Here is a 22,777-nt window from a genome sequence, read left to right as displayed (position 1 = left end):
ATTAAATCGTTTCTTCGTAACCAGCAAGGATTGCTGTCCACATAGTATTAGAAAAAGGAATATTGCGGAGACGTTGCTCTTTCAAAAAAGAGCGTTGTAAGCGATCTAGGTTGTTTTTTTTCCAAGATTCACCTTGCTGGCGATAACATTTATCAAAGTCAATAATCCATACTTTTTGCTCTGCATCGAGCAAAATATTATGAATGTTAAGGTCGGTATGATTAACACCAGCATCATGCATGGCACGGATTTGACACCCGATGTCATGCAATGTTCGTTGTTCTAGTTGTTGTTCTTGTAAGACAGCGACAAGATCGCGAGCATTAGCTATTTTCTCAATAATAATATCAGCCTGATAAGTAAAGCCTTGTTTTATTATTCTTGCTGCGACAGGTCTTGGAACATTAACACCCTGTTTGTGGAGGGTATCAAGGAGGACCAGTTCTTGAAAGGCGCGATTTTTCTTTATGCCAGTAAACCAATAGTGATCTTTAACGATTTTTCCGAATAAACCACCGCGATGATAATGTCGAATTGCTAATTCGAGGCGATCTCCTTGTACAAACCAAGTTGTACCACGGCCTTGTGCAGAACCAAGAACTGCTTGTTGTTCTTTCCAAAATTGAATATCAAAGACTCGGTGTATATCTTCACTTAATAATGCAGAGTCATACCAAAAGTGAGTGTTGTTCAATACTAGATGAGTAAACATGAATCTCTGTCGTGGTTGCGGTTATTTATGGCATACTAGACGCAAAAGTATACCAGATCAGCTGACGATTCATGAGCCATTCTTATTCATTTCAGAAAATATTAGTTATTGCGACTCACTGTATTGGAGATAGCTTACTAATAACGACTTTTACCCGCAGCCTAAGGGAAGCATACCCTAATGCCCAGATCGATGTGTTGGTTAACGCGAGAGGGGAAATGGTGTTTGCGACTAATCCGGATATAAATAATTTGGTAGAGATATCGCCAAGAGCGAGTTTTAAAGATTACTTTCGGATTTTACGTGCACGTGGTCGTTATGATCTTGTGGTTAATGAAATGCTGAATGATAGAACCGCGATTTATAGCTTTATATTTGGTAAAAAACGCCTTGGCGCTGTTGATGATAGCCTAAAAGGGGCATGGTTAAAGAAGCGTATCTTCAATTGGCATATTATTGAAAAGCATGTTTTTGAACATAAAATGAGCCGTAGTGCTCGCATGCTTCGTTTAATTGGCGTTGATGTCGTGCCCCGTTTGATTTCACCGGAAGACGCATTACCGGATGCAATTGCCCATTCCTTGCCAGAGCATTATGTTGTGGTTCATGCTCCATCATCCAATGAAATAAAGCAGTGGCCTGTAGAATCTTGGTTTGAGGTGGTGCAGGGAATGCTTAATATGGGATATAAGGTCGTGTTAAGTGGCGCAGCTTTTGAAAGAGATGAAACGATCGTCAATGAGATCTTGGCCCGCCTTCCTCAACACCCTAATTTGTATAGTGTATTAGGCCAGCTGAACTTGGCGCAAACATCCATCTTGCTAAAAAATAGCATGGGATTTGTTGGGCCGGACAGTGGTCCTGGTCATATGGCGTCAGGATACCCAATACCGATTATCTCATTGATCAGTGTTGCTCCAGCGAGTATGTGGTCACCATGGCCTTATCTGCATAAGGTCAATTGTGAGGCCAACTTGTATAAAAACGGAATTGCTCAGCAAACTATCGGTAATGTCACTCTGTTGCAGTCAGAGCGTCGTTGCGTGCCATGCTATAAAAACAAATGTGCAATCAGTGATGATTTTTACTCTCCTTGCTTGCAGGATATTAAACCTCAAAGTGTGATTGAGGCGATAAAAGCTAGAATTCCGATTGGAGATTCTTATGAGTAGAAAGATTCTCGCCCCTAGCTCTATTTGTGTTTTACGTTTGTCGGCGATCGGCGATGTTTGTCATGCATTGTCAGCTGTACAGCGAATTCAAGCCACTTACCCTGAATGCAAGGTGACTTGGGTAATGGGAAAGATTGAAGCTCAATTATTGGGGGATTTACCTAACATACGAGTTGTGGTGTTCGATAAAAAGCAAGGCTTTGCTGGAATGCGAAAAGTATGGGCGCAGTTAGGTAGTGAACGCTTTGACTATTTATTGCATATGCAAGTAGCGCTGCGAGCAAGCTTATTAACGTTAGGAATTAAAGCAAAAATTAAGTTGGGCTTTAGTTGGTCTCGCGCGCGAAAAGAAGCGCAATGGCTTTTTACCAATAAGAAATTACCGGCAACCCAAGCGCCTCATGTACTCGATAATTTTGCACAATTCGCTGATTTCTTAGGGTGTAAATCAGAGGGGCCATCTTGGTTTATTCCTTTATCTGAACAAGATTTAGCGATTACCGCTTGTGTAGAAGATAAGCCCTTTATCGTGATTAGCCCAGCAGCTAGTAAAGATGAACGTAATTGGTTAGCAGAGCGTTATGCACAGGTCGCCGACTTTGCTCATGAAAAGGGTTATCAGGTCGTTCTCTGTGGTGGACCGACAGAAAGAGAACAAAAACTGGCTGATGAAATCGTTGGATATGCGACTTCACCATTACTCAATTGGGTCGGGAAAACCACGCTAAAACAGCTTACGGCTGTTTTAAGAAAAGCGACGGTTGTTATTGCCCCCGACTCTGGCCCCGCCCATATAGCGACAACACAAGGTACGCCGGTTATTGGGCTTTATGCTCACAGTAATCCGAATCGAACCGGACCTTACAATAGCCTTGGCCATACAGTATCGGTTTATGAACAAGTGACTTTAGAGCAATATGGCAAACGAGTGAATGATTTACCTTGGGGGACGCGTGTGAAAGGCAAAGATCTAATGGCACGCATCTCTGTAGAGGCCGTCATTGAGCAACTTGAGCCTATTCTAGTAAACTCTCAATCCATCTTATCTAATAAAGCCGAAGCTTAAAGATCATACTTAAGCTTTAAGTTAAGCGAAAAGAGAAAAAGGTATAGAAAGCGTATGCGTATAGCCATTTATCCAGGGACGTTTGATCCCGTTACTAACGGTCATTTTGATTTGATTAAACGAGCAGCCACGCTATTTGATCATATTGTTATTGGCGTAGCCGCTAGTCCAAGTAAAAATACCTTGTTTACACTAGACGAGCGCGTCGCACTATTACAACAAACATGCAGTGTACTACCCAATGTCTCGGTTGCTGGCTTTAGTGGGTTACTTGTTGACTTTGCAACGGATCAGAAAGCCAATATCTTGATTCGTGGACTACGTACAACTATGGACTTTGAGTATGAATTTGGTTTAACAACGATGTACCGCCGTTTGAAACCTGATCTGGAAAGCTTGTTTCTCACACCATCGGAAGAGTATGCATTTCTTTCTTCTACTTTGGTTCGAGAAGTCGCGATCCATGGTGGGGATGTGGAACAGTTTGTTCCAGACAATGTACACCAAGCCATTATGGCGAAAATCAAAGTGAAAGGTCACTAACAAAGGCTCTCAATAAATTTCATGCATATTTTAATTTACACCCATGCGACATTACCTGTTGTTAATTATGGTGGAACAGAACGAGTGATTTGGGATTTGGTATATGCATTATATCAAGCTCAACATCGTATTACGTTACTGGCAGGAAAAGGCACTCATTGTGAATGGGCTCGTGTCATTGAATATAATCCTGATTTGCCATTGGATAATCAGATTCCTGACGATATTGATGTTGTGCATTTTCATTCGCAGTTTGAAGCGATATCAAAGCCTTATGTTATAACTCAGCACGGTAACGCTCATGGGCCTATCGATGCGAACACGATTTTTGTCTCTTCACAACACGCCAAAAACCATGGCGCTGAAGCGTATGTTTATAATGGATTAAATTGGGATAATTATCTAAAACCTGACTTGAATTGCTCGCGTGAGCGATTTCATTTTTTAGGTAAAGCGGCTTGGCGCGTGAAGAATGTGCAAGGGGCGATAGATATTACTCGTAAGGCGCAGCAATCTTTAGATGTTCTAGGCGGGCATCGCTTAAATTTCAAAATGGGATTTCGTTTTACATTAGATCGTCATGTGCGATTTATGGGCATGGTAGATGATGTCACCAAATCAAAAGTAATGACGCAATCAAAAGGTTTGGTATTTCCAGTGACATGGCATGAACCCTTTGGTTTAGCGATTACGGAAAGTTTGTTTTTTGGTTGCCCTGTTTTTGGTACGCCTTATGGCTCTTTACCAGAGTTGGTGCCTAACAATATCGGCGTATTATCTGTTAATGAAAATGAATTAGTTGATGCGGTCAAAAACTCAGAACAACTTTCTCGTCGAAAATGTCATGAGTACGCAAGAGATCGATTTAACGCCGATGTGATGGCAAAAGCTTATTTAGTGCAGTATGAAAAGGTATTAAATGGGCAGGTCTTGAACCAAAATATGGGTAAGGTAATCGATAGCTTTAAAAAGCTCTCTTATATCAGATGAATAATAAAATGAAAAAATTAGTGTTTGTTGGCTATAAACAAAGCTATGAAAAAATGGAAATTGACGCATTAAGTGGTTGTTATGAAAAAAATCACATAGTTCTTCCCAAGTGGAAAATTAAGTGTATTTCCGCGGTGTGTTTTTTTAGGAAAGAGCTGTACCACTCAATTTATGGGTATTTTATTCGTAAAGAAATTAGGAGAATAAAAAACGTTGATGTCATATTTTCCACTGATACTTTGAGAGATATTAAAGCTGTTAAAAAATTTAATATACCTAAAGTGATTACATTTAGAAATGTATTTGATGGGAGTTTTTTACCTGAAACGGAGCAGTTCATCAACTACACCTTTGATAAAGGTGACTCAATAAAGTATAAATTTAGAGAATTTAATGTACCGATTCCAAGCTTAAATTTAATTTCAAAGTATAATGAAAGTAATGATTATGACTTTAGTTTTGTCGGTGTAGATAAAGGAAGAAAGGGAGTAATCAATAATTTATCGAAAGTGTTAGAAAGTTACCAATGTAACTTTATTGTTTTTGATAAATCACCGAAATTTTCTTATGAGGAATACTTGTCTGAGTTGCTTAATTCAAAATGTGTGTTGGAGATAGCCATTGATGGACAATCATCTAACACGATGCGATATATTGAAGCCTTATACGCTGGAAAAAAAATTATCACCAATAACCCTTATTTAATAGAGCATTTCTTGTATCGAGAGAACAATGTTCTACTATTTCGAACGCTAGAAGAGCTGAAAGTCATGATAGATGACTTTATGGCCAAGCCATTTGATGAATCGGTGTTTGAGCAAATTAATGAGTATAAGGTAAACACAGTATATGAGCATATTCTTGAAGATGTTAAGAATATGCAATCATAAAATCATATGGCCGGTATCGATGATACTAGCCATATAAGTTAGTACCCCACGTAAGGATCGTTCCCATCACGGCGAGTTTTAAGTAATTTTAGAATCCACATATATTGTTCAGGTTTTGGCGTAACAAACTCTTCGACGACTTGATTCATAACGCGAGCGTCTTGCATTTCATCACCAGAAAGATCATCTAATGGTGCTTTAATTTCAATTTCGTACTTTCCGGTGGCAGTATTGTAACTAGCAAATAGTGGCACAATTTTAGCGCGACTCACCTTGGCTAGTTTTCCTAAACCGGGAAGGGTTGCTTTTTCTGTAGCGAAAAAATCAGTGAATACGCTCTGATCTGGGCCATGATCTTGATCGGGCAAGTAGTAACCTAAATAACCATCTTTGACCGACTTAATAAAAGGCTTGATACCGCCACTGCGATCGTAAACTCGACCACCATATTGCACGCGTTGCTTGTGCATTAACCAATCAATCAAAAGGTTTTTTTGACTGTTGGCCATGGCCGAAACAGGTAATCCACGGGATGCGAGTAAAATCGCTGGAATATCAATGGCCCAAGAATGGGGTACCAGTAAGATGGCACTTTGCCCTTGCGACTGTAGGGTTTTTAAGTGTTCTAGGCCATAGATAACTGAATTACGCTCTAGCCATTGTTTACTACGCAAAGAAATCGCTGGGAAACCAATTAAAAAAGTGCCTGCAGTAATAAAGCACTGCTCGATAATGTTCTCACGTTCTTGTTCCGATTTTTCAGGAAAACAAAGCGCTAAGTTAATTCTGGCTTTCTGAACAGGGCCTCGTTGTCTCTTGGTTAGCTTTTTCGCAATGAATCGAGCAATCGAAACTCGAGTGTTGTTGGGTAGTAGAGACAGAGGTAATCCGATAGCTAAGCCAAGCCAGACTCCCCAATATTTGGGAGCGAGAAAGCCCCACTGAAACCTTGGGTTATACGCTTTTGGATCGTAGTCATTACGTTTAGTATTCATAATTCTCAAATAAATTATTATAGAGGCAGGGTAGAGCGACTACCGAGCCTCTATAGAAACTAGCTCTAAGCAACCATCTTAGCCGTTTATAATAGCCATGTATTCAGTTACGCCTTCAGCTACAGTTTTAAACTTATGCTCGCAACCTGCAGCGCGTAGTTTAGTTAAATCCGCTTGAGTAAACTCTTGGTAGGCGCCTTTTAGGTGCTCTGGGAATGGAATAGTCTCCACTTCGCCTTTACCATGATATTTAATTACCGCTTTTGCTACTTCTTCAAACGATTCCGCATTGCCCGTACCTAGGTTAAAGATACCTGAGACACCACTTTCCATAAACCATAAATTCACTGTAGCAACATCACCAACGTAGACAAAATCACGTTGGAAAGTGGCGCTACCTGCGAACAGTTTAGGGTTTTCGCCTGCGTTCATTTGATTGTTTAAGTGGAACGCAACGGATGCCATTGATCCCTTATGCTGTTCACGGGGGCCATAAACGTTGAAGTAACGGAAACCGGTAATTTGAGACAGTGTTTCGTTGTGTTCTTTTGCATCTTGCTCAAGGCAGCGTACATAGTTATCAAATAACTGTTTTGAATAGCCATACACATTGAGAGCACCTTCATACTCAGGCTTTTCGATGAATATGTCAGTTTCACCATAAGTTGCTGCAGAAGAAGCATACAGGAATGGGATTTCACGTTCTAAACAGTAATGAAGTAGCTCTTTTGAGTATTCATAGTTGTTTAGCATGACATATTTGCCATCCCACTCTGTGGTTGCAGAGCAAGCGCCTTCATGGAATACAGCATCAATTGGGCCGAAATCATCACCCGCCATAATCTGGGTAAGAAAATCATCACGATCCATATAGTCGGCAATATCCAAATCAACCAAGTTTTTAAACTTGCGGCCATTTTTAAGGTTATCGACCACAAGGATATCTCGTATGCCTTTTTCATTAAGCGCTTTAATGATGTTGCTGCCAATCATGCCAGCACCGCCAGTTACGATGATCATACGGTTTCCTATCAATTTATATAAGTTTACTAAAGTATATCATTGTCGGAGTAATGGATGCTATGAGTGATGTTTCTCGATAGTAGAGGCGTTGATTTACAATGCCTTAAGTCGTCTGTGATGCATTTCTGACATAGTGTGCCATAAGAGTGTTGGATTTGGGGGGCGTTGGTGTTTTGGTATCATTTCATGTAAAATTCAGCGCAAATTTGGCGCGGTGAAATTAAACAAAATTTGTGTATCTGCTTTTGAGGGCGTAACTCAAGGGCGGTAGCGTATTTTATCGTTATAGTGTTATTGAGATAGCCTAGGAAAAGCTGCGAAAAATAATTACATGAGGCGATCATAAATTGGCTTTCTTAAATAGAATTATCGAAGAGTTTCGATCTTACATAATCACTTGAAGTGCAATAACATCAAAGTCTTATGCTAGCTACTTTTAGAGTTTACAACTAACGGTTTGCTATTGTTCAACTTGAATATTTAGTAATTTTCGTGATGATAGCTTTGTGTGGAGAACATAGAAGCTTATACAAAAGGTACAAAGATATGTTTAAAGGTAAAGTCCTCATGATCACTGGTGGGACAGGATCTTTTGGTAACGCAGTTTTAGACCGTTTTTTAGGTTCAGAAATCCAAGAAATTAGGATTTTTAGCCGAGACGAGAAAAAACAAGAAGATATGAGAATAAAATACAAGAGTGATAAACTTAATTTTGTAATCGGTGATATTAGAGATTTTGATAGCATAAACAATGCTATGCGTGGTGTTGATTATCTTTTTCATGCTGCTGCCTTAAAACAAGTCCCATCGTGTGAGTTTTACCCAATGGAGGCTATTAAAACGAATTTGTTAGGTGCTGAAAATGTTCTAGAAGCTGCTGCAGCAAATAACGTTAAAAAAGTAGTTGTGTTGAGTACTGATAAAGCGGTTTATCCAATTAACAGTATGGGGATGTCAAAAGCACTGATGGAAAAATTAGCAATATCTAAAGCTCGTGATAAGCGCGTCAAGGATAATGGAGGAACTATTTGTGCTACGAGATATGGAAACGTGATGGCTTCTCGAGGATCAATTATCCCTCTTTTTATCGAACAAATTAAGAATGGCCTTCCACTTACAATAACTAATCCACAAATGACTCGATTTATGATGTCGTTAGTCGATTCAGTTGACCTAGTTTTATTTGCATTTGAGAATGCTAATTCAGGTGATGTATTTGTTCAGAAAGCACCAGCGGCAACTGTGGGTGACCTTGCTATTGCTTTAAAAGAGCTATTCAATGCTGACAATGAAATTAAAATTATTGGCGAACGCCATGGTGAAAAATTATTCGAATCTTTATGTGGCCGAGAAGAAATGGCTAAAGCAACGGATATGGGGGACTTCTATCAAGTCCCAGCAGATTACAGAGATTTAAACTATACAAAATATGTTCAAAAAGAAGCACAGAAATTAGATTTTGATGAGTATAACTCTCACAATACAGAAAGACTAAATGTTAATGAACTTAAAGAATTGCTGCTAACTTTAAATTACGTCAAAGAAGAATTAGGGATAAACTAATGATACCTTTAACTAAAACATTTATGCCGCCTAAAGATGAATTAATGCCGGCACTAGAAAAAGTATTGTATTCTGGCTATATAGCTCAAGGAGAAGCTGTAGATATTTTTGAAAATAAGCTGGCTTTATATTTAGGTAACTCAAATTGTTTGACCGTAAATAGTGGTTCTTCGGCACTTCATATAGCTTTAATACTTGCCGGTGTTAAAGATGGCGACGAAGTAATTACGACGGCTCTTACTGCTGAACCGACCAATACAGTAATTAGTCAATCTGGAGCTAAAATTGTTTGGGCTGATATTGACCCTAAAACGGGAAATTTATGTCCGGAAGATGTTGAAAGGAAAATTACGGAGAAAACCAGAGCTATAATGGTCGTTGATTATGCTGGTGTTCCGATGGATATCAAGAAGTTTCAAGAAATAGAAAAAAAATATGGTATACCTATTATTGAAGATGGAGCACATGCTTTTGGTGCATCTTTTGAAGACAAGAAGATTGGAAACCATTTTAGATATACAGTTTTTTCATTTCAAGCAATAAAGCATTTTACCACTATAGATGGTGGAGTTTTATGTTTAAAAGATGATCATGAGTTTGAGAAGGCAAAACTAATTCGTTGGTTCGGAATTAGCAAAAAACTGACTAGACAAGAAAATGATATTACAGTACAAGGGTATAAGTATCACATGAATAATGTGAATGCCACTGTAGGTCTAATTCAACTCAATCATATAGAAAAAGTTGTCGATAGGTATATTAAAAACGGGAGATTTTTTGACGAAGCTTTGAAGAATATACCTGGAATTGAGTTGCTAGAGTATTATCCGAACTCTCAACCATCCTATTGGCTTTACACTGTCAAAGTAAAGAATAAACAGAATTTTATCAAAACAATGACAGATAAAGGAATAATGGTTTCTGATCTGCATAAGAGAAATGATTCCCATACAATTTTTAGAGACAGCAAAATACAACTAAGCAAGTTGGATGAGTTTGAGAGAGAATGGGTTCATATTCCATGTGGATGGTGGGTTACAGATGAGGATAGAGAATATATTGTCAATGTAATTCGAGAAGGATGGTGATTTCATGGTTCCTATATTTAGAGTATTTATGCCAGAGGGTTTAGAAGATGGTATTAATAAAATATTATACTCTGGACAACTGAGTTATGGAACGTATACAAAAGATTTTGAAAAAAAATTACAATTATATGTCGGAAATAAAAAACTACTGACAACTTCATGTAACTCTGTTTTTTTTGCTTTAAAGCTTATAGGAATTGAACCGGGAGATGAGGTTATTGCTTCTCCTATGAGTTGTTTGATGAGTACACAGCCAGTAAAATATGCAGGGGCAAAGGTCGTTTGGGCCGATATTGACCCTTTAACTGGCTCGTTAGACCCTAAAGATGTAGAAAGGAAGATATCTAAAAAAACCAGAGCAATTATTCATTATCATTGGGCTGGAATTCCAGGGTATATTGATGAAATAAATCAAATAGCTCGGGATAACAAAATATTTGTCATTGAAGATGCAACAGAGTCATTTGGTGCTGAATATAAAGGTAATAAAATCGGAAATAATGGTACAGATATTGTTTGTTTTTCATTCACACCTGTTCGATTACCTAATGCCATAGATGGTGGTGGACTCGCTATTAGGGACCAAAGTTTATTTGAAAAGGCTCTACTTGTCAGAGATTTGGGGGTTAATCGTAGTATCTTTAGAGATCAGTTTGGCGAAATATCAGAAAGTTGTAATATTGATGTTATTGGCGATTCCTCGGCAATGAATAACATTTCAGGTTTTGTTGGTTCTTCTCAGATGCCTTATGTCGATTTGCTATTGAAACAACAGCGAATTAATGCAGAGCGTTGGGAGGCGTATTTTGAAAATAATTCAAATGTGCAATTTATCAGGAAGAGAAATGAGTGTACACCATCCTATTGGGCCTACACAATACTTTCTGAATGCAGGGATGAATTATTATTGGAATTGAGAGGAAAAGGAATATATGCATCAAAAGTTCATGTTAGAAATGATATCTATTCTATCTTTGGTCGTAACGCTTGCCATTTACAAGGAGTAAATGAATTTTCAAGAAAACAATTGAACCTACCTTGTGGTTGGTGGGTGGAAGAATCAGATTTTGATATTTAGATTTCTCTACGAAAATGAAGTTGTAATAATTACTTATTAAAAGTATTAAGTGCTAATGATAATTCGCGTGATTAAAAGCTTGCTGATTATGATTTGTGCTGCGCATGGTAAGTAAACAAAATGGTTATATGTAAATTTTTTGATGTTTTAAATATAAAAAATTGGAATGGTAATGAGAAAAATTATTTTAGATAAATTTAATGAAGCGTTAGAGCAAACAGATGTTGATAAACGTTATGACAGCATAGAAGAAACTCAAATACTGTTAGAAAGTGGCTTAGATTCGCTTGGGTTCGCTATTTTGGTCGCTTTACTTGAAGAAGAGTTAGATTTTGACCCTTTTCAAGAGATGGAAGATGCCATTTATCCGTCAACGTTTGGTGAGTTTGTAGCTATTTATGAAAAAAGAAACGCATAATAAAATCATAAGTTATTTGCACGACGTACCAAGAGAAAGAGTATTTCTCAATTTAGAGAGTTCTTTCTATACATTTGGTAATGTTTTTGATTTAAGTCAGGAGTTTAAAAGTAAACACCATGAATTAGAAGGCAAAAATTGCACAGTAATTTCTGATGATAAAGAGTCTTTAGCCCTATTTTTACCAGGAATAGATAGTGTATTCTCTAATGTTTTCTTACAGCCGAATGATATTGGTGGAGATGAAACGGAACTTTATCAGGCTGCAAGAATAGATTATATTGTGAGATTGGGAAATCACACAGTTATATCCGTGGAAAGGTTCACTGAAGTACAAAATGTAATAGAGAGAAGAAAAAATGAAACTAGTTACATTCTTTCTACGTCAGGGACTACAGGTCAACCTAAACTCGCTTCATATAATTTGGACTCATTGACAGCTACGGCACAAAAAAATATAGCGCGAGGCTCTGAGTTTATCTGGGGACTGTCTTATGATATTAACCGTTTTGCCGGCCTACAAGTTTATTTACAAGCAATTGTTGCAGGTTCAGAGTTAGTTATCCCGTCAAGTACGCAACGTATTGACTCTTTAGTTACGTTGTTTGCGAATAAAAATGTTAATTGTCTTTCAGCAACACCGTCATTTTGGCGAAAAGTGCTTATGGTTCCATCGCATAAGTTAATGCCTCTTAAGCGAATTACGTTAGGAGGTGAGATAAGCAACCAAAATATCCTCACAGCTCTCTCTAATAGCTACCCTAATACGAATATCATTCATATTTATGCATCTACAGAAGCAGGTGTAGGTTTTGCCGTGAGAGATAAGAAAGAGGGTTTTCCTTCTGATTTTTTAGAACCAGAATCAGGGCTGGTTAGTCAACTTAAAGTTGAAAGTGGTTTGTTATGGATAAAAAGTCGGCATGGTTGCACTCACTTTGTAAGAGGTGCGTTAGATGTAGATGCTGATGGTTTTATTAATACAGGGGATTTAGTTGAAGTTAAAGATAAAAGAGTTTATTTCCTGGGGCGTGCAAGTGGTTCGATAAACGTTGGCGGTAATAAAGTGATGCCGGAAAAAATTGAGTCCGCGCTCGAAGAAAGTCCTCTAGTTGCGATGGCTCGTGTATTTGCCAAAAAGAACCCTGTATTAGGGGCTTTAGTCGCTACTGATATAGTGCCTACAGACATAGGTGCAACATATACAAATAAAGAGTTAAAAGCCGTGTTAATTGAGCACTGTCGAAAGAGGCTTGAAGCGTTTGAAATTCCTGTAATGTTTAGGCAAATTGATTCGATAGAAACTAATGCTACTGGTAAAAAAGTTAGGAATAAAAAATGAAAACTATTATCGTTACGGGTGCTTCAAAAGGACTAGGCTTAGAGATCTCAAAGCAATTAATAGTTTCTGGATACAAAGTGATTGGTATTAGCCGCACTATAACTAAAGAATATGAAAACTTATTAAATGAGCACTCACGACAAGTATGCTTTTATCAATTCGATTTTTATGATACAGATAAAATTGCTTCTTTAGTGAAAGAGATAACTAAAAAACATGGTCGAATTTATGGGCTCATTAACAATGCTGCTTTAGGTCATGATGGTATTCTTGCGACGATGCATGAGGCCGATATCGCGGAAGTGATAAAAATTAATGTGGAAGCCCCAATACTTCTGACTAAGTATGTTTCTCGTTCTATGTTACTTAATAAAACTGGAAGAATTTTAAATGTTGGTTCGATTATTGGTGCAACAGGATTTAATGGACTTAGCGTTTATGGTGCGACTAAATCAGCTTTAAGTGGATTTACAAAATCACTGGCTCGCGAATTGGGCAAAGCGCAAATTACGGTGAATACACTTGCTCCAGGTTATATGGAGACCAATATGACAGAGGGATTAGTTGGAGACAAGCTTGATAAAATTAAGAGACGCAGCTGTCTTGGTCGACTCGCTAGAGTGTCAGATGCCGCGAGTATGGCTGTATATTTAATGTCTGAGAGTGCATCTGGCTTAACGGGAGCAACATTTACGGTAGATGCGGGAAGTACAGCTTAATATCTCACATATTATGCTGTATTGAATTGGGTAATTTAAAGTGGTTTTCTCATTGTTTTACTTCCAACTGACTCACAATGAACACGAAAATCTGATGTTGTGAATCGGTAATGGTTGGCTCTACATTTAAAACAATATTCCACTAGTGTCAATGTAGTAGACGTTATCTGCTATATTTATATATGACAAGATAGGTTAGATATGACATTTAGAAAAATAGAGTTGAAAGAAATATCAGATATACTTGAGGTTGAACTAGTTGGAACTAGCGTAGAAATAAACTCATTAAACCTAGCTAATAGAGATCTTTTTGGCAACAACTTAACATATATAGGTAATGAAAGCTACTTGGAATACTTGGCACAAAAAGAAATAGTAGCTGCTTTTATTTCAAAAGAACACTTAGATTTACTAGATGCTGAAATAATAGAAAGTAAATCGTTCATTGTTGTTGATAAACCTGAGCAGGAGTTTTATAAATTACATGAGTATTTGTGCGAACAAACTGATTTTTATTTTAAACATGTGAATGTAAAATATGGTGAGAATGTAAAAATACATCCTACCGCCGTGATCGAGGACGGGGTTCAAATAAGTGATAACGTCATAATAGGGGCAAATGTTGTTATACATAGCGGAAGTATAATAGGTAATAATGTTGTAATCGAACCCGGTTCGGTTATTGGCACTCAAGGGTTTCAAGTTCTATACAATAATGAAGTTCCATATTTAGTTAAACATGTTGGTGGCGTGAAAATTAGTGATAATGTATCAATTGGAGCTAATACTTGTATATCAAACAGTTTGTTTGATGGTTATACAGAGATTGGTGAATCTACAAAGATAGATAGTTTAGTCTTTATTGCTCATAACTGCAAAATAGGGTCAAATTGCGTAATTACATCTGGTGTGGTAATGGCTGGTAGTTCAACACTCGATAGTGGTGTATGGTTAGCGCCTAATTCTGTGATTCTTAATAGAGTTAATGTTGGAATGGAATCTTTTGTTGGATCTCATACATTAGTAATGAAAAGTGTACCGGATAACACTAAAGTAATAGGGGTGCCAGCTAGAAGAGTTGGAAATACAGAATCCAGATACACCCCATCTTAAGCTAATAGTTAAATGGCATGGAATATATTTTATCATTGCCGCAATAGGTTAAAATAAAATCCTTGAACAAGAAAGTTAAAACAATATTAAGCTCTTGTTGGGTGGTTTTGTGTAATAACTTTATCTAGAGCTAGGATTAAATGAAAATCAGATGTGGATGATAGGTTTAATATATACATGCTTGTTTGGTTTTTGTGAGCTTTTAAATATAAGTTGATGAGGTTAATAGCTTACCAATGAAAGTGAAGTATATGGTTCGAAATGCCATTAAAGTATTAGAAGGATAATGGGCTTTATTGATTTTAAGTTATAAGTTAATTAATAAGACTCGAATTTTGTGAAATGAAAAATAGTAAATTAATTTCTAACACGCTCGCTAATTATTTAAGTAAGCTTTGGGCAATCACATCAATTTATGTTTTTGTTCCATTTTACATTAAAATACTCGGTATAGAAAACTATGGAATAATAACATTTCAAACTATAATATTTAGCTTTGTTTATATTGCTGATGCTGGGCTTTCAGCTGCTTTTTCTCGAGAATGTGCAAGAACTGAATCTAGATTACATTTAAGACCCTTGCTTCTTACGCTAGAGAAAACCATATCTATGGTACTGCTGTTGGTTTTATCTATCGTATACTTTAGTGCTGAGTGGTTAGCTAATTACTGGTTAAATTCAAATGGTGAGATGAATCCAGAAGTCATTGAATATTGTATCAAATTGATGGCTATAGGAATGGGACCTCAGATATTAATGGCACTATATTTTGGTGGTTTGATGGGGCTAGAGAGACAATCTGAAGCGAATTTAATTCATGTCATATATGGTTTTTTTAGGTCTGCAATTGTTCTATTACCCCTCGTGCTTATACCAAAGATAGAAGTGTATTTTTATTGGTATATACTTGTATCAATAGTTTTTTGTCTTGTTTTTAGAATTAGGCTGTTAAGCTATATAGGCTGTAGTTCATCAAATAGGAATAAAGAAAGTCATATATCTGCATTAAAGAAAGTTGCTGGTTTTTCGACGGGAATGTTAGCTCTATCTATTATGTCGGCATTGATTAACCAAATGGATAAAATATTTGTTAGTGGTCGTTTTGACTTATCTGACTTATCTTCATATAATTTGGCGTCTATTCTATCTCAAAGTCCATATTTTCTAACATTACCAATAGCTGTTGCAGTTCTGCCAAGGATAACGAATTTATTATCGTTGGGAGAATACGAAGATAAAGATACTCTTTATCTTCGAGCATCAATAATAATAAGTGTAGTTAGTTCCTTGGTTTGTTTTAATGTGTACTTCTATTTAAAAGACATTTCAAGCATCTGGTTAGGGGCCGTGACAGCTAGCACAGTTCAAGAATTGGCGCCATATTTATTGTTCGGAAATTTGTTTTTATCATTACAACTTATGCCTTTTCAGCTAGCTATAGCTAATGGACATAATATGACGTCTGTTAAATTGGGTATTATCAATATATTCCTTTATCTTCCTTTGTTGTATTATTTTTCAGAGATGTTTGGATTACTCGGTGCAACAATACCTTGGTTAATAATAAATGCTCTAAATTTTATATTGTTGTCAATTTTTATTAATAAGCGGTATTGTAGTGGTAATTATTTAACTTGGTTATTCATATGTTGTTTAAAACCGGTTTTAATAATATTTTCCATTGTTTATATTGGGGTTTTTATTAATGTTAGTTTCGGGTTTGAAATTGGATCGATATTATCCATTCCATATGCTTCATTATTTTCTTTAATTGCGTTGCTAGTAGTGTATGTATTTAACTTTAAGGATTTAAAAAGGTAGTACAATGAATGAAATCACCAAGCCAAAGCTATCGGTAATAATACCGACTAAAAATAGATATTCTACATTAACTCAAGTTCTAGATGTGATGCTTGATGCTTTTCCATACGAAGTTGAGTTTGTTGTACAGGACAATACGCCTGATAATGGTTGTTTTTCTAGTTACCTTTTAGCTAAAAATGACAAAAGGATTAAGTATTTTCATCAAAAAGACAGTATTTCAATAGTAGATAATACCGAGATGGCAATTAGTAACGCATGTGGTGATTATATGTGTTTTATTGGCGATGATGATTTGGTTTTACCCGAAATAATGAGTGTAATTGAACAAATAGATGACAAGAATGTCGACGTTGTTATTTATCCAGGTGCCTATTATTGGTGGAAAAATGTTAAATTTGAGCGTGAAGATCACTATAATCAACCCGGTGCTTTGTGGATACCCACAAACAGAGGTGAAAAAAATCTTTATCCGGCACATACTAAATTAGATAGTTTATTATCGAATGGATGTACTTCGATTGGAGAGTTACCTAGGTTATACCATGGTCTCGTGAGGTCTTCAGCATTGAAGAAGATAAAAAAATTGACTGGGAACTATGTTTTAGGTGCATCTCCGGATATGGCATTGGCAGCGTCACTTGCGCTTACAGATGCAAACGTGATGTACCAAGCTACACCACTCACTATATATGGTGCTTCAAAAAATAGTGGTGGAGGGTATACCGCCGAGAATAAACATTTTGGTAAAATACAGGATCAAGAACATATACCTGAAGCTACGAAAAATAATTGGTCAAAGTATTTGCCAGAAATATGGTCTGAACATACCGTTTATCCTCAAACGGTTATTGAGGTATATGAACGTTTTAAACAACCCTGTCCTCTTAATTTTACCACGTTTTATGCATCAATGTATGCCAATGAACCACATCTGAGAAGTATTACAAAACCATATATTGGGAGTTATTTAAAAAATCATAAACTAGAAATCATAGTATTTATTCAGAGTTTATTGATTAAATCGTTGGGGAGAATTAAACGAAAAGCATTATCACGATTAAAAGCTAAGTCATTTATAGTTAAACATGGTGTTGATATTTTTCAAGTTAATCATGAAATATCACGTAGTAAAATCGGCAAATGAGTATTAAGTTAAGATGCTCTGATAATAGCATAAGTTATAACTATGGGATGGGTAGTTGTTTTCTTATTTTTATCGGTGCAACAATACTATCATATTTATACGTCAATATTACTGGGCTGTATAATGGTGATTTTGGTGGTGTTTCAACTGAATTATCAAGATTGGATTTGGCAGTTGTATTGTTATTGACATTACTTCCTTATGTTGTTTTATTCTTCTTCTATGTTTTTTTTAAATCCATCTCATTAGGTAATGAGCGTAAGGTAATAATTACTACCTCTAGAAGAGTTACTTATCTATTTTGTCTTATTCTTATCTGGTATTTATTTGTTACTTTCTATTTTGGTGTTGGCCTTATGGGGCAGGGTGATGTGGGTGTGCCAGCTTTTATTTCGCCGTTTATCAAAATAATAAATAGAATTAACCCTTTTTATCTGGGTGTTTTATTTATTTTAGTCCATGAGGGATCGAAAAAAGTTCTATTTTTTATCGTTATTGCCCTTGCCGTTCTTGGTTTGTCGAGGGCGGGAATAGGTGTTTTCTTATATATAATAATGGCTTTTTTTGTTAGGCTAAACTTTAGTCCAACTTCATATGTAAAAAAGTATCCAATAAGATTTATTTTGTTGATATTTATTTTTCCATCTTTTATTGGGACTATATATGATATTAGAAATGAACTTAGGGATGAAATTTTAGTTTCTAGCTTATCAATCTTTGAGTTGGTTTTTATTAAACTAATAGGTAGGTTTTCTTCATTCCCAAATCTAGCTATGATAATTCAAGAAAATATTTATTTCATAAACAACTTGCCAAATTTAAGTGAAAATTATTTCATGCTACATGGATTTGCTGCAGTTGCAGGTGTTTCAGTCATTCCAGATGTTATCCCAGAAAGATTGTTGATTAATATTTTTGGTGGTGACTTATTCGATAAGTCATACATGGTTGGATTTTTTGGTAATCTATATATTTCATATTTAAAGTCACCAATTATATGTGTTTATAATTTATTTTTTCTTTTTCTATGTATATTGATTACATATGTATATAGCATTAAATTGAGGTTCAAATATTCAGTTGAATATGCAACATTATTACTTATTTATCCAATGACCAGCGGGAGTTCATTGGAGTTTTCTACGTTGGCTCTATCAGTATTTTTATTCTATTGCGTGTTTAGAGGTATAAATATAATTTTAAGTCAGATGAAAAGGAGGTATGTCCTTGAGTAATATAGTTAACTACGCATTCCTTTTAGAGGAATTCCCCTATCCTAGAGATAGAAGTGGAGTAAGCCTCTATGATTACGAAATGTTAATTAATGCGCCGGTAAATGCTAATATTGATGTTTATATTTTATTTGGTGAGCGAGATGTGTCTTATGAGAATGCTCTAAGACAAGATATCAATTGTAGTGTTACATTTTTTTACCTTGCTAAAAAAAAGAGTAGAATTTTATTTTTCTCTTCGGTGTTAATAAGATCTTTATTAGGCTTGGTAGGTAGTTCTAGAGATGTTGGTTTTAAAGTGCCAATGTTAAAAGAAAAAGAATATAAATCGCTGTATTCTAGTCCCATGTTATCTCAGTTTTCATTTGGGCATGGCTATCCTGTACTTCTTAATGCTGTAGACTCTTTTTCAAAATATAACTATCGACTTTATAGGGAAAATAAAAAAACCTCAGCGTTGTGTAAATATAAAATTTATTCTTTTTATGAAAAGCACCTATTAAATATAGCTAGCAAAGTTAGTTTTGTTAGTTGTGAAGATGCTGATTTCGTTAAAAATAATTTAAAAAACAAAGGCAATTGTAACATTATAGTTTCACCACTAGGTGTGGATAAGGAAGCTTTTCGGTATGTTGGCTTAGATAATGGTAGAAATAAGTTTTCAATACTTTTCCTTGGTAACTTTAACTATTACCCTAATGTTGATGCAGCTAGGTATCTAGCATTAGAAGTATTCCCTAAAATAAAGGAAAAAATATCCGATGCAACTCTAGTTATAGTTGGGAATAATCCACCGTTAGATATATGTGGTTTGCCTGATGTTGAATGTACAGGGTACGTTGAAGATGTTAAGGATTACTATTGGTCTAGTTCTATATTTATTTGCCCTCTACGATTAGGGGCAGGTACAAAGAACAAAATTTTAGAAGCCATGGCGTCCGGTTTACCTATTATTTCAACAAGAGTTGGAGTGGAGGGTATTCCAAATATCGAACATAAAATACATTTTGTTGAAGCGAATACACTAGAGGACATTGTTGATAGTGCGATTGATGTTATGAATGATTCAAGGTTAGCTTCTAAATTATCAAAAAATGCCATATCTTTAATTAATGGCAATTTTTCATGGAAAGCTATAATAGATAATGCTTTTCAGGTTCTCAATAGACTTGATTAGTTTGGCAGTATAATATGAAAATATGTTTTATTTTACCCTCTTTATCCAAAAAGGGCCCAAATATTGTTGCCGCCGATATAATAAATTCGTTGGTTTCTAGAAAATTAGTAAATAAACTTGATGTTTATTACTTTAATGATAGTGATGGGCCTGAAATAGATATTGGAGTTGTTCCTAAGAAAATTAGTTTTTTTGGTGGCGTTGATATCGGAATATATGATGTTGTACACACTCATATGTTAAAACCGGACTTGTTTGTCTTTGTGAAAAAATTATTGTCATTTGGAGTGTATAAATGTAAGTGTATATCTACATTACATCAAATTGATATGATTAACTTAAAATATGACTACAATAGCCGCCTTAAGGCACTACTTTTTAGTTTGATTTGGCGACTAGGGTTGAGCTTTCATGATAAAGTTATCTGTTTATCTAAATCGATGAGGGACTATTATGTTAGCAAACTTATTTTTTCCGATGTTGATTATGTTTATAATGGACGAGATTTCTCTATACAAAATTGTGATAATGATTTGAAATTAAAGACAGCTGATGGACATTTCAAAATAGGAACAGCTTGCCTGTTAACTGAAAGGAAAGGGCTTGACCAAATTATTAAAGTTCTGGACAAATTCCCATTTGTCCATTTTTATATTGCAGGTACCGGCCCTTATAAAAGTGAATTGGAAAATCTAGCTCACAATTACAACGTCTCAGATCGTGTTCATTTTTTGGGATTTGTCAATAACACGCTATCATATTTGAAAGATATGCATGCTTTCACATTGCCATCTAGGGGAGAGGGGTTTCCATTAGCTTTACTAGAGGCAGCTTCTTTAGGTTTGCCCTGTATCGTGTCAGACTTGGATGTGATATCAGAAGCATTTACTGAAGATGAGGTGATTATGTTTGAATTGGACAACCTCAAGTCGCTATCTGATGCAATTGCAAGGTGTATTGTTGACGGTGATACGTTTGGTGTAAATGTAGAGAGCAAATATCGTTGTTGTTATACATCTAAACATATGGCAGATAATTATTTGAGGTTATATCTATCTTTATAGTCGCTATAATTAATTGTTCCAGAGTGTTGGGGTAATATTTACTGCCCATGAAATATTGAAATTTCATACTGATTTTATTGGTTTTTTGTATTGATATGTTTTTCTTTCATATTAGTTTATTTTTAATTGAGTGGTTTATAGGATAATACCTATATTTTCTGTTTAATGTGTAGGATTAATAATGCTTTACCCAGTTATTATGGCAGGTGGGTCTGGAAGCCGCCTTTGGCCTTTATCTCGCGATCTTTATCCAAAACAGTTTCTAAAAATATCCAGTGATGACTCTATGCTGCAGCAAACTTTTGCTCGTTTACAAGGGATTAATCACCAACCACCTCTATTGGTTTGTAACGAAGAACACCGGTTTATTGCAGCAGAACAAATTCGCCTAGGAGGATTCAAACACTCAGGTATTATTTTAGAACCATTTGGTCGTAATACGGCTCCAGCAATAGCTTTAGCTGCGCTACAAGCTTTAAAAACATCGGCAGTTGACAAGACTGATGCAGACCCAATTATATTAGTACTAGCGGCTGACCATTTGATCGAAAATCGGGATGCTTTTCAATTTGCAATTAGAGATGCACTGCCTTACGCGAAAGCGAATCAACTCGTCACTTTTGGAATTGTTCCTACGGCCGCTGAAACTGGTTATGGTTATATCAAACGTGGCAAGCAGAAAGGAGATTCTGCATTCAAAGTCGAGAGTTTTATCGAAAAGCCAGACTTAGATATTGCTCGAGCTTATTTTTGTTCTGGCGAATATTATTGGAATAGTGGGATGTTTATGTTTAAAGCATCTCAATACTTAAAGGAGCTCGGAAAGCACAACCCGCTAATGCTCGAGGTGTGTAAAAAATCCATGGAGGGTACTCAATTAGATTTAGATTTTGTGCGGATTGATCAAAAAGCATTTGAAGAATGTCCATCTAACTCTATTGATTATGCAGTGATGGAACCTGTTTGTTCTGCTTATGGTTCGGGTAATCTTGTTGTTGTACCAATGGATGCCGGTTGGAATGATATAGGGTCTTGGTCGGCATTATGGGATGTATCAGACAAAGATTTACATAATAATGTACACCAAGGTGATGTGCTTGCGGTTAATTCCAACAATAATTATGTGTACTCAGAGAACAAGTTGATTGCTACTGTTGGTATTAATAATTTAGTAGTCGTCGAAACTAAAGACGCCATATTAGTTGCAGATAAGTCACATGTACAAGAAGTTAAGATGATTGTTGAAAAACTAAAAGAAGCAGGTCGTCAAGAGTATAAAATTCACCGGGAAGTTTATCGACCTTGGGGAAAATATGATTCAATTGATTTTGGTCAACGTGACCAGGTAAAACGCATCACCGTAAACCCAGGACAAAAGCTGTCCATCCAGAAGCATTACCATCGTGCGGAGCACTGGATTGTCGTTTCAGGCACAGCCAGTGTCACTCATGGAGAAGATACGATTTTAGTGACAGAAGATCAATCAATCTATATACCACTAGGAACGATTCACGCATTGGAAAATCCTGGAAAAATTCCATTAGAAATGATTGAAGTTCAAACGGGTTCTTATTTAGGTGAAGATGATATTATTCGTTATAGAGACTGTTTCGGGAGATTGTAA

At 36.1% G+C, this 22,777-nt stretch carries 21 protein-coding genes; 18 read left to right on the top strand and 3 right to left on the bottom strand.

From position 1 onward, the window contains the following. Position 1: 1 nt before the first annotated feature. On the bottom strand, positions 2-712 hold the full coding sequence (locus tag DZ860_RS08260) for a 3-deoxy-D-manno-octulosonic acid kinase (protein ID WP_120030457.1): 711 nt from the start codon (positions 710-712) through the stop codon (positions 2-4). Positions 713-783: 71 nt separating this feature from the next. Here DZ860_RS08260 and DZ860_RS08255 point away from each other — a divergent pair, with 71 nt between their 5' ends. The 5 genes from DZ860_RS08255 to DZ860_RS08235 are packed head-to-tail and all read left to right on the top strand — an operon-like array spanning position 784 to position 5,373. After that, complete coding sequence (locus DZ860_RS08255; RefSeq protein WP_120030456.1) at positions 784-1,884, top strand: glycosyltransferase family 9 protein; 1,101 nt, start codon at positions 784-786, stop codon at positions 1,882-1,884. Then, positions 1,877-2,950 (top strand): glycosyltransferase family 9 protein, encoded by a 1,074-nt coding sequence (locus DZ860_RS08250; RefSeq protein WP_120030455.1) that lies wholly within the window; start codon positions 1,877-1,879, stop codon positions 2,948-2,950. The genes DZ860_RS08255 and DZ860_RS08250 overlap by 8 nt, the downstream gene beginning before the upstream one ends. A 54-nt stretch (positions 2,951-3,004) precedes the next feature. Beyond that, positions 3,005-3,493: a pantetheine-phosphate adenylyltransferase gene (coaD, locus tag DZ860_RS08245; protein WP_120030454.1), complete on the top strand. Its 489-nt coding sequence runs from the start codon at positions 3,005-3,007 to the stop codon at positions 3,491-3,493. A 21-nt stretch (positions 3,494-3,514) separates the two neighbouring features. After that, positions 3,515-4,483 (top strand): glycosyltransferase, encoded by a 969-nt coding sequence (locus tag DZ860_RS08240; RefSeq protein WP_120030453.1) that lies wholly within the window; start codon positions 3,515-3,517, stop codon positions 4,481-4,483. Between the two features lie 8 nt (positions 4,484-4,491). Further along, on the top strand, positions 4,492-5,373 hold the full coding sequence (locus tag DZ860_RS08235; protein ID WP_120030530.1) for a WaaS/CpsH family glycosyltransferase: 882 nt from the start codon (positions 4,492-4,494) through the stop codon (positions 5,371-5,373). Positions 5,374-5,411: 38 nt separating this feature from the next. On the opposite strand, the gene lpxM is transcribed toward DZ860_RS08235, so the two are convergent. Both lpxM and rfaD read right to left on the bottom strand, forming a co-directional pair. Continuing rightward, positions 5,412-6,368, bottom strand: a complete 957-nt coding sequence (gene lpxM / locus DZ860_RS08230) for a lauroyl-Kdo(2)-lipid IV(A) myristoyltransferase (protein ID WP_120030452.1) — start codon at positions 6,366-6,368, stop codon at positions 5,412-5,414. A gap of 78 nt (positions 6,369-6,446) precedes the next feature. Further along, the gene (rfaD, locus tag DZ860_RS08225; RefSeq protein ID WP_120030451.1) at positions 6,447-7,388 is read right to left on the bottom strand and encodes an ADP-glyceromanno-heptose 6-epimerase; all 942 of its coding nucleotides are present in this window, start codon (positions 7,386-7,388) and stop codon (positions 6,447-6,449) included. Between the two features lie 549 nt (positions 7,389-7,937). Between rfaD and DZ860_RS08220 the strand changes: the two genes are divergently transcribed. The 13 genes from DZ860_RS08220 to DZ860_RS08160 all read left to right on the top strand — a co-directional run bounded on the left by DZ860_RS08220 (position 7,938) and on the right by DZ860_RS08160 (position 22,777). Next, a complete protein-coding gene (locus DZ860_RS08220; protein WP_120030450.1) occupies positions 7,938-8,954 on the top strand; it encodes a polysaccharide biosynthesis protein in 1,017 nt (338 codons plus the stop codon). Then, on the top strand, positions 8,954-10,042 hold the full coding sequence (locus DZ860_RS08215) for a DegT/DnrJ/EryC1/StrS family aminotransferase (protein WP_120030449.1): 1,089 nt from the start codon (positions 8,954-8,956) through the stop codon (positions 10,040-10,042). Before DZ860_RS08220 ends, DZ860_RS08215 begins: the two co-directional genes overlap by 1 nt. Positions 10,043-10,046: 4 nt before the next feature. Continuing rightward, positions 10,047-11,120, top strand: a complete 1,074-nt coding sequence (locus DZ860_RS08210; protein WP_120030448.1) for a DegT/DnrJ/EryC1/StrS family aminotransferase — start codon at positions 10,047-10,049, stop codon at positions 11,118-11,120. A 172-nt stretch (positions 11,121-11,292) separates the two neighbouring features. Continuing rightward, complete coding sequence (locus DZ860_RS08205) at positions 11,293-11,538, top strand: acyl carrier protein (RefSeq protein WP_120030447.1); 246 nt, start codon at positions 11,293-11,295, stop codon at positions 11,536-11,538. After that, positions 11,519-12,880: an AMP-binding protein gene (locus tag DZ860_RS08200; RefSeq protein ID WP_120030446.1), complete on the top strand. Its 1,362-nt coding sequence runs from the start codon at positions 11,519-11,521 to the stop codon at positions 12,878-12,880. Before DZ860_RS08205 ends, DZ860_RS08200 begins: the two co-directional genes overlap by 20 nt. Next, positions 12,877-13,599, top strand: coding sequence for an SDR family NAD(P)-dependent oxidoreductase (locus tag DZ860_RS08195; protein WP_120030445.1), 723 nt, complete (start codon positions 12,877-12,879; stop codon positions 13,597-13,599). The genes DZ860_RS08200 and DZ860_RS08195 overlap by 4 nt, the downstream gene beginning before the upstream one ends. A 201-nt stretch (positions 13,600-13,800) precedes the next feature. Then, positions 13,801-14,712, top strand: coding sequence for a hypothetical protein (locus DZ860_RS08190; RefSeq protein ID WP_120030444.1), 912 nt, complete (start codon positions 13,801-13,803; stop codon positions 14,710-14,712). Positions 14,713-15,054: 342 nt separating this feature from the next. Then, positions 15,055-16,533 carry an MATE family efflux transporter gene (locus DZ860_RS08185; protein WP_120030443.1) on the top strand — a complete coding sequence of 493 codons (1,479 nt, stop codon included), beginning with the start codon at positions 15,055-15,057 and terminating at the stop codon, positions 16,531-16,533. A gap of 4 nt (positions 16,534-16,537) precedes the next feature. Further along, positions 16,538-17,680 carry a glycosyltransferase family 2 protein gene (locus DZ860_RS08180; RefSeq protein WP_120030442.1) on the top strand — a complete coding sequence of 381 codons (1,143 nt, stop codon included), beginning with the start codon at positions 16,538-16,540 and terminating at the stop codon, positions 17,678-17,680. Further along, on the top strand, positions 17,677-18,915 hold the full coding sequence (wzy, locus tag DZ860_RS08175; protein ID WP_120030441.1) for an oligosaccharide repeat unit polymerase: 1,239 nt from the start codon (positions 17,677-17,679) through the stop codon (positions 18,913-18,915). Before DZ860_RS08180 ends, wzy begins: the two co-directional genes overlap by 4 nt. After that, the gene (locus DZ860_RS08170; RefSeq protein ID WP_165862870.1) at positions 18,908-20,089 is read left to right on the top strand and encodes a glycosyltransferase; all 1,182 of its coding nucleotides are present in this window, start codon (positions 18,908-18,910) and stop codon (positions 20,087-20,089) included. The genes wzy and DZ860_RS08170 overlap by 8 nt, the downstream gene beginning before the upstream one ends. A 14-nt stretch (positions 20,090-20,103) precedes the next feature. Then, a complete protein-coding gene (locus DZ860_RS08165; protein ID WP_120030439.1) occupies positions 20,104-21,153 on the top strand; it encodes a glycosyltransferase family 4 protein in 1,050 nt (349 codons plus the stop codon). A gap of 181 nt (positions 21,154-21,334) precedes the next feature. After that, positions 21,335-22,777: a mannose-1-phosphate guanylyltransferase/mannose-6-phosphate isomerase gene (locus DZ860_RS08160; RefSeq protein WP_120030438.1), complete on the top strand. Its 1,443-nt coding sequence runs from the start codon at positions 21,335-21,337 to the stop codon at positions 22,775-22,777.

Origin of the sequence: Vibrio sinensis (genome assembly GCF_003605645.1) — a bacterium.
Taxonomy (GTDB): domain Bacteria; phylum Pseudomonadota; class Gammaproteobacteria; order Enterobacterales; family Vibrionaceae; genus Vibrio; species Vibrio sinensis.
This window is presented reverse-complemented; position numbering and strand designations above follow the sequence as displayed.

What these genes read in the sequence shown, in the direction of transcription:
- DZ860_RS08260 (WP_120030457.1), bottom strand. Translation starts at nt 712, where the DNA reads ATGTTTACTCATCTAGTATTGAACAACACTCACTTTTGGTATGACTCT.
- DZ860_RS08250 (WP_120030455.1), top strand. Translation starts at nt 1,877, where the DNA reads ATGAGTAGAAAGATTCTCGCCCCTAGCTCTATTTGTGTTTTACGTTTG.
- DZ860_RS08210 (WP_120030448.1), top strand. Translation starts at nt 10,047, where the DNA reads ATGGTTCCTATATTTAGAGTATTTATGCCAGAGGGTTTAGAAGATGGT.
- rfaD (WP_120030451.1), bottom strand. Translation starts at nt 7,388, where the DNA reads ATGATCATCGTAACTGGCGGTGCTGGCATGATTGGCAGCAACATCATT.
- DZ860_RS08240 (WP_120030453.1), top strand. Translation starts at nt 3,515, where the DNA reads ATGCATATTTTAATTTACACCCATGCGACATTACCTGTTGTTAATTAT.
- wzy (WP_120030441.1), top strand. Translation starts at nt 17,677, where the DNA reads ATGAGTATTAAGTTAAGATGCTCTGATAATAGCATAAGTTATAACTAT.
- DZ860_RS08160 (WP_120030438.1), top strand. Translation starts at nt 21,335, where the DNA reads ATGCTTTACCCAGTTATTATGGCAGGTGGGTCTGGAAGCCGCCTTTGG.
- DZ860_RS08165 (WP_120030439.1), top strand. Translation starts at nt 20,104, where the DNA reads ATGAAAATATGTTTTATTTTACCCTCTTTATCCAAAAAGGGCCCAAAT.
- DZ860_RS08190 (WP_120030444.1), top strand. Translation starts at nt 13,801, where the DNA reads ATGACATTTAGAAAAATAGAGTTGAAAGAAATATCAGATATACTTGAG.
- lpxM (WP_120030452.1), bottom strand. Translation starts at nt 6,368, where the DNA reads ATGAATACTAAACGTAATGACTACGATCCAAAAGCGTATAACCCAAGG.
- DZ860_RS08205 (WP_120030447.1), top strand. Translation starts at nt 11,293, where the DNA reads ATGAGAAAAATTATTTTAGATAAATTTAATGAAGCGTTAGAGCAAACA.
- DZ860_RS08195 (WP_120030445.1), top strand. Translation starts at nt 12,877, where the DNA reads ATGAAAACTATTATCGTTACGGGTGCTTCAAAAGGACTAGGCTTAGAG.
- DZ860_RS08180 (WP_120030442.1), top strand. Translation starts at nt 16,538, where the DNA reads ATGAATGAAATCACCAAGCCAAAGCTATCGGTAATAATACCGACTAAA.
- DZ860_RS08235 (WP_120030530.1), top strand. Translation starts at nt 4,492, where the DNA reads ATGAAAAAATTAGTGTTTGTTGGCTATAAACAAAGCTATGAAAAAATG.
- DZ860_RS08220 (WP_120030450.1), top strand. Translation starts at nt 7,938, where the DNA reads ATGTTTAAAGGTAAAGTCCTCATGATCACTGGTGGGACAGGATCTTTT.
- DZ860_RS08215 (WP_120030449.1), top strand. Translation starts at nt 8,954, where the DNA reads ATGATACCTTTAACTAAAACATTTATGCCGCCTAAAGATGAATTAATG.
- coaD (WP_120030454.1), top strand. Translation starts at nt 3,005, where the DNA reads ATGCGTATAGCCATTTATCCAGGGACGTTTGATCCCGTTACTAACGGT.
- DZ860_RS08200 (WP_120030446.1), top strand. Translation starts at nt 11,519, where the DNA reads ATGAAAAAAGAAACGCATAATAAAATCATAAGTTATTTGCACGACGTA.
- DZ860_RS08255 (WP_120030456.1), top strand. Translation starts at nt 784, where the DNA reads ATGAGCCATTCTTATTCATTTCAGAAAATATTAGTTATTGCGACTCAC.
- DZ860_RS08185 (WP_120030443.1), top strand. Translation starts at nt 15,055, where the DNA reads ATGAAAAATAGTAAATTAATTTCTAACACGCTCGCTAATTATTTAAGT.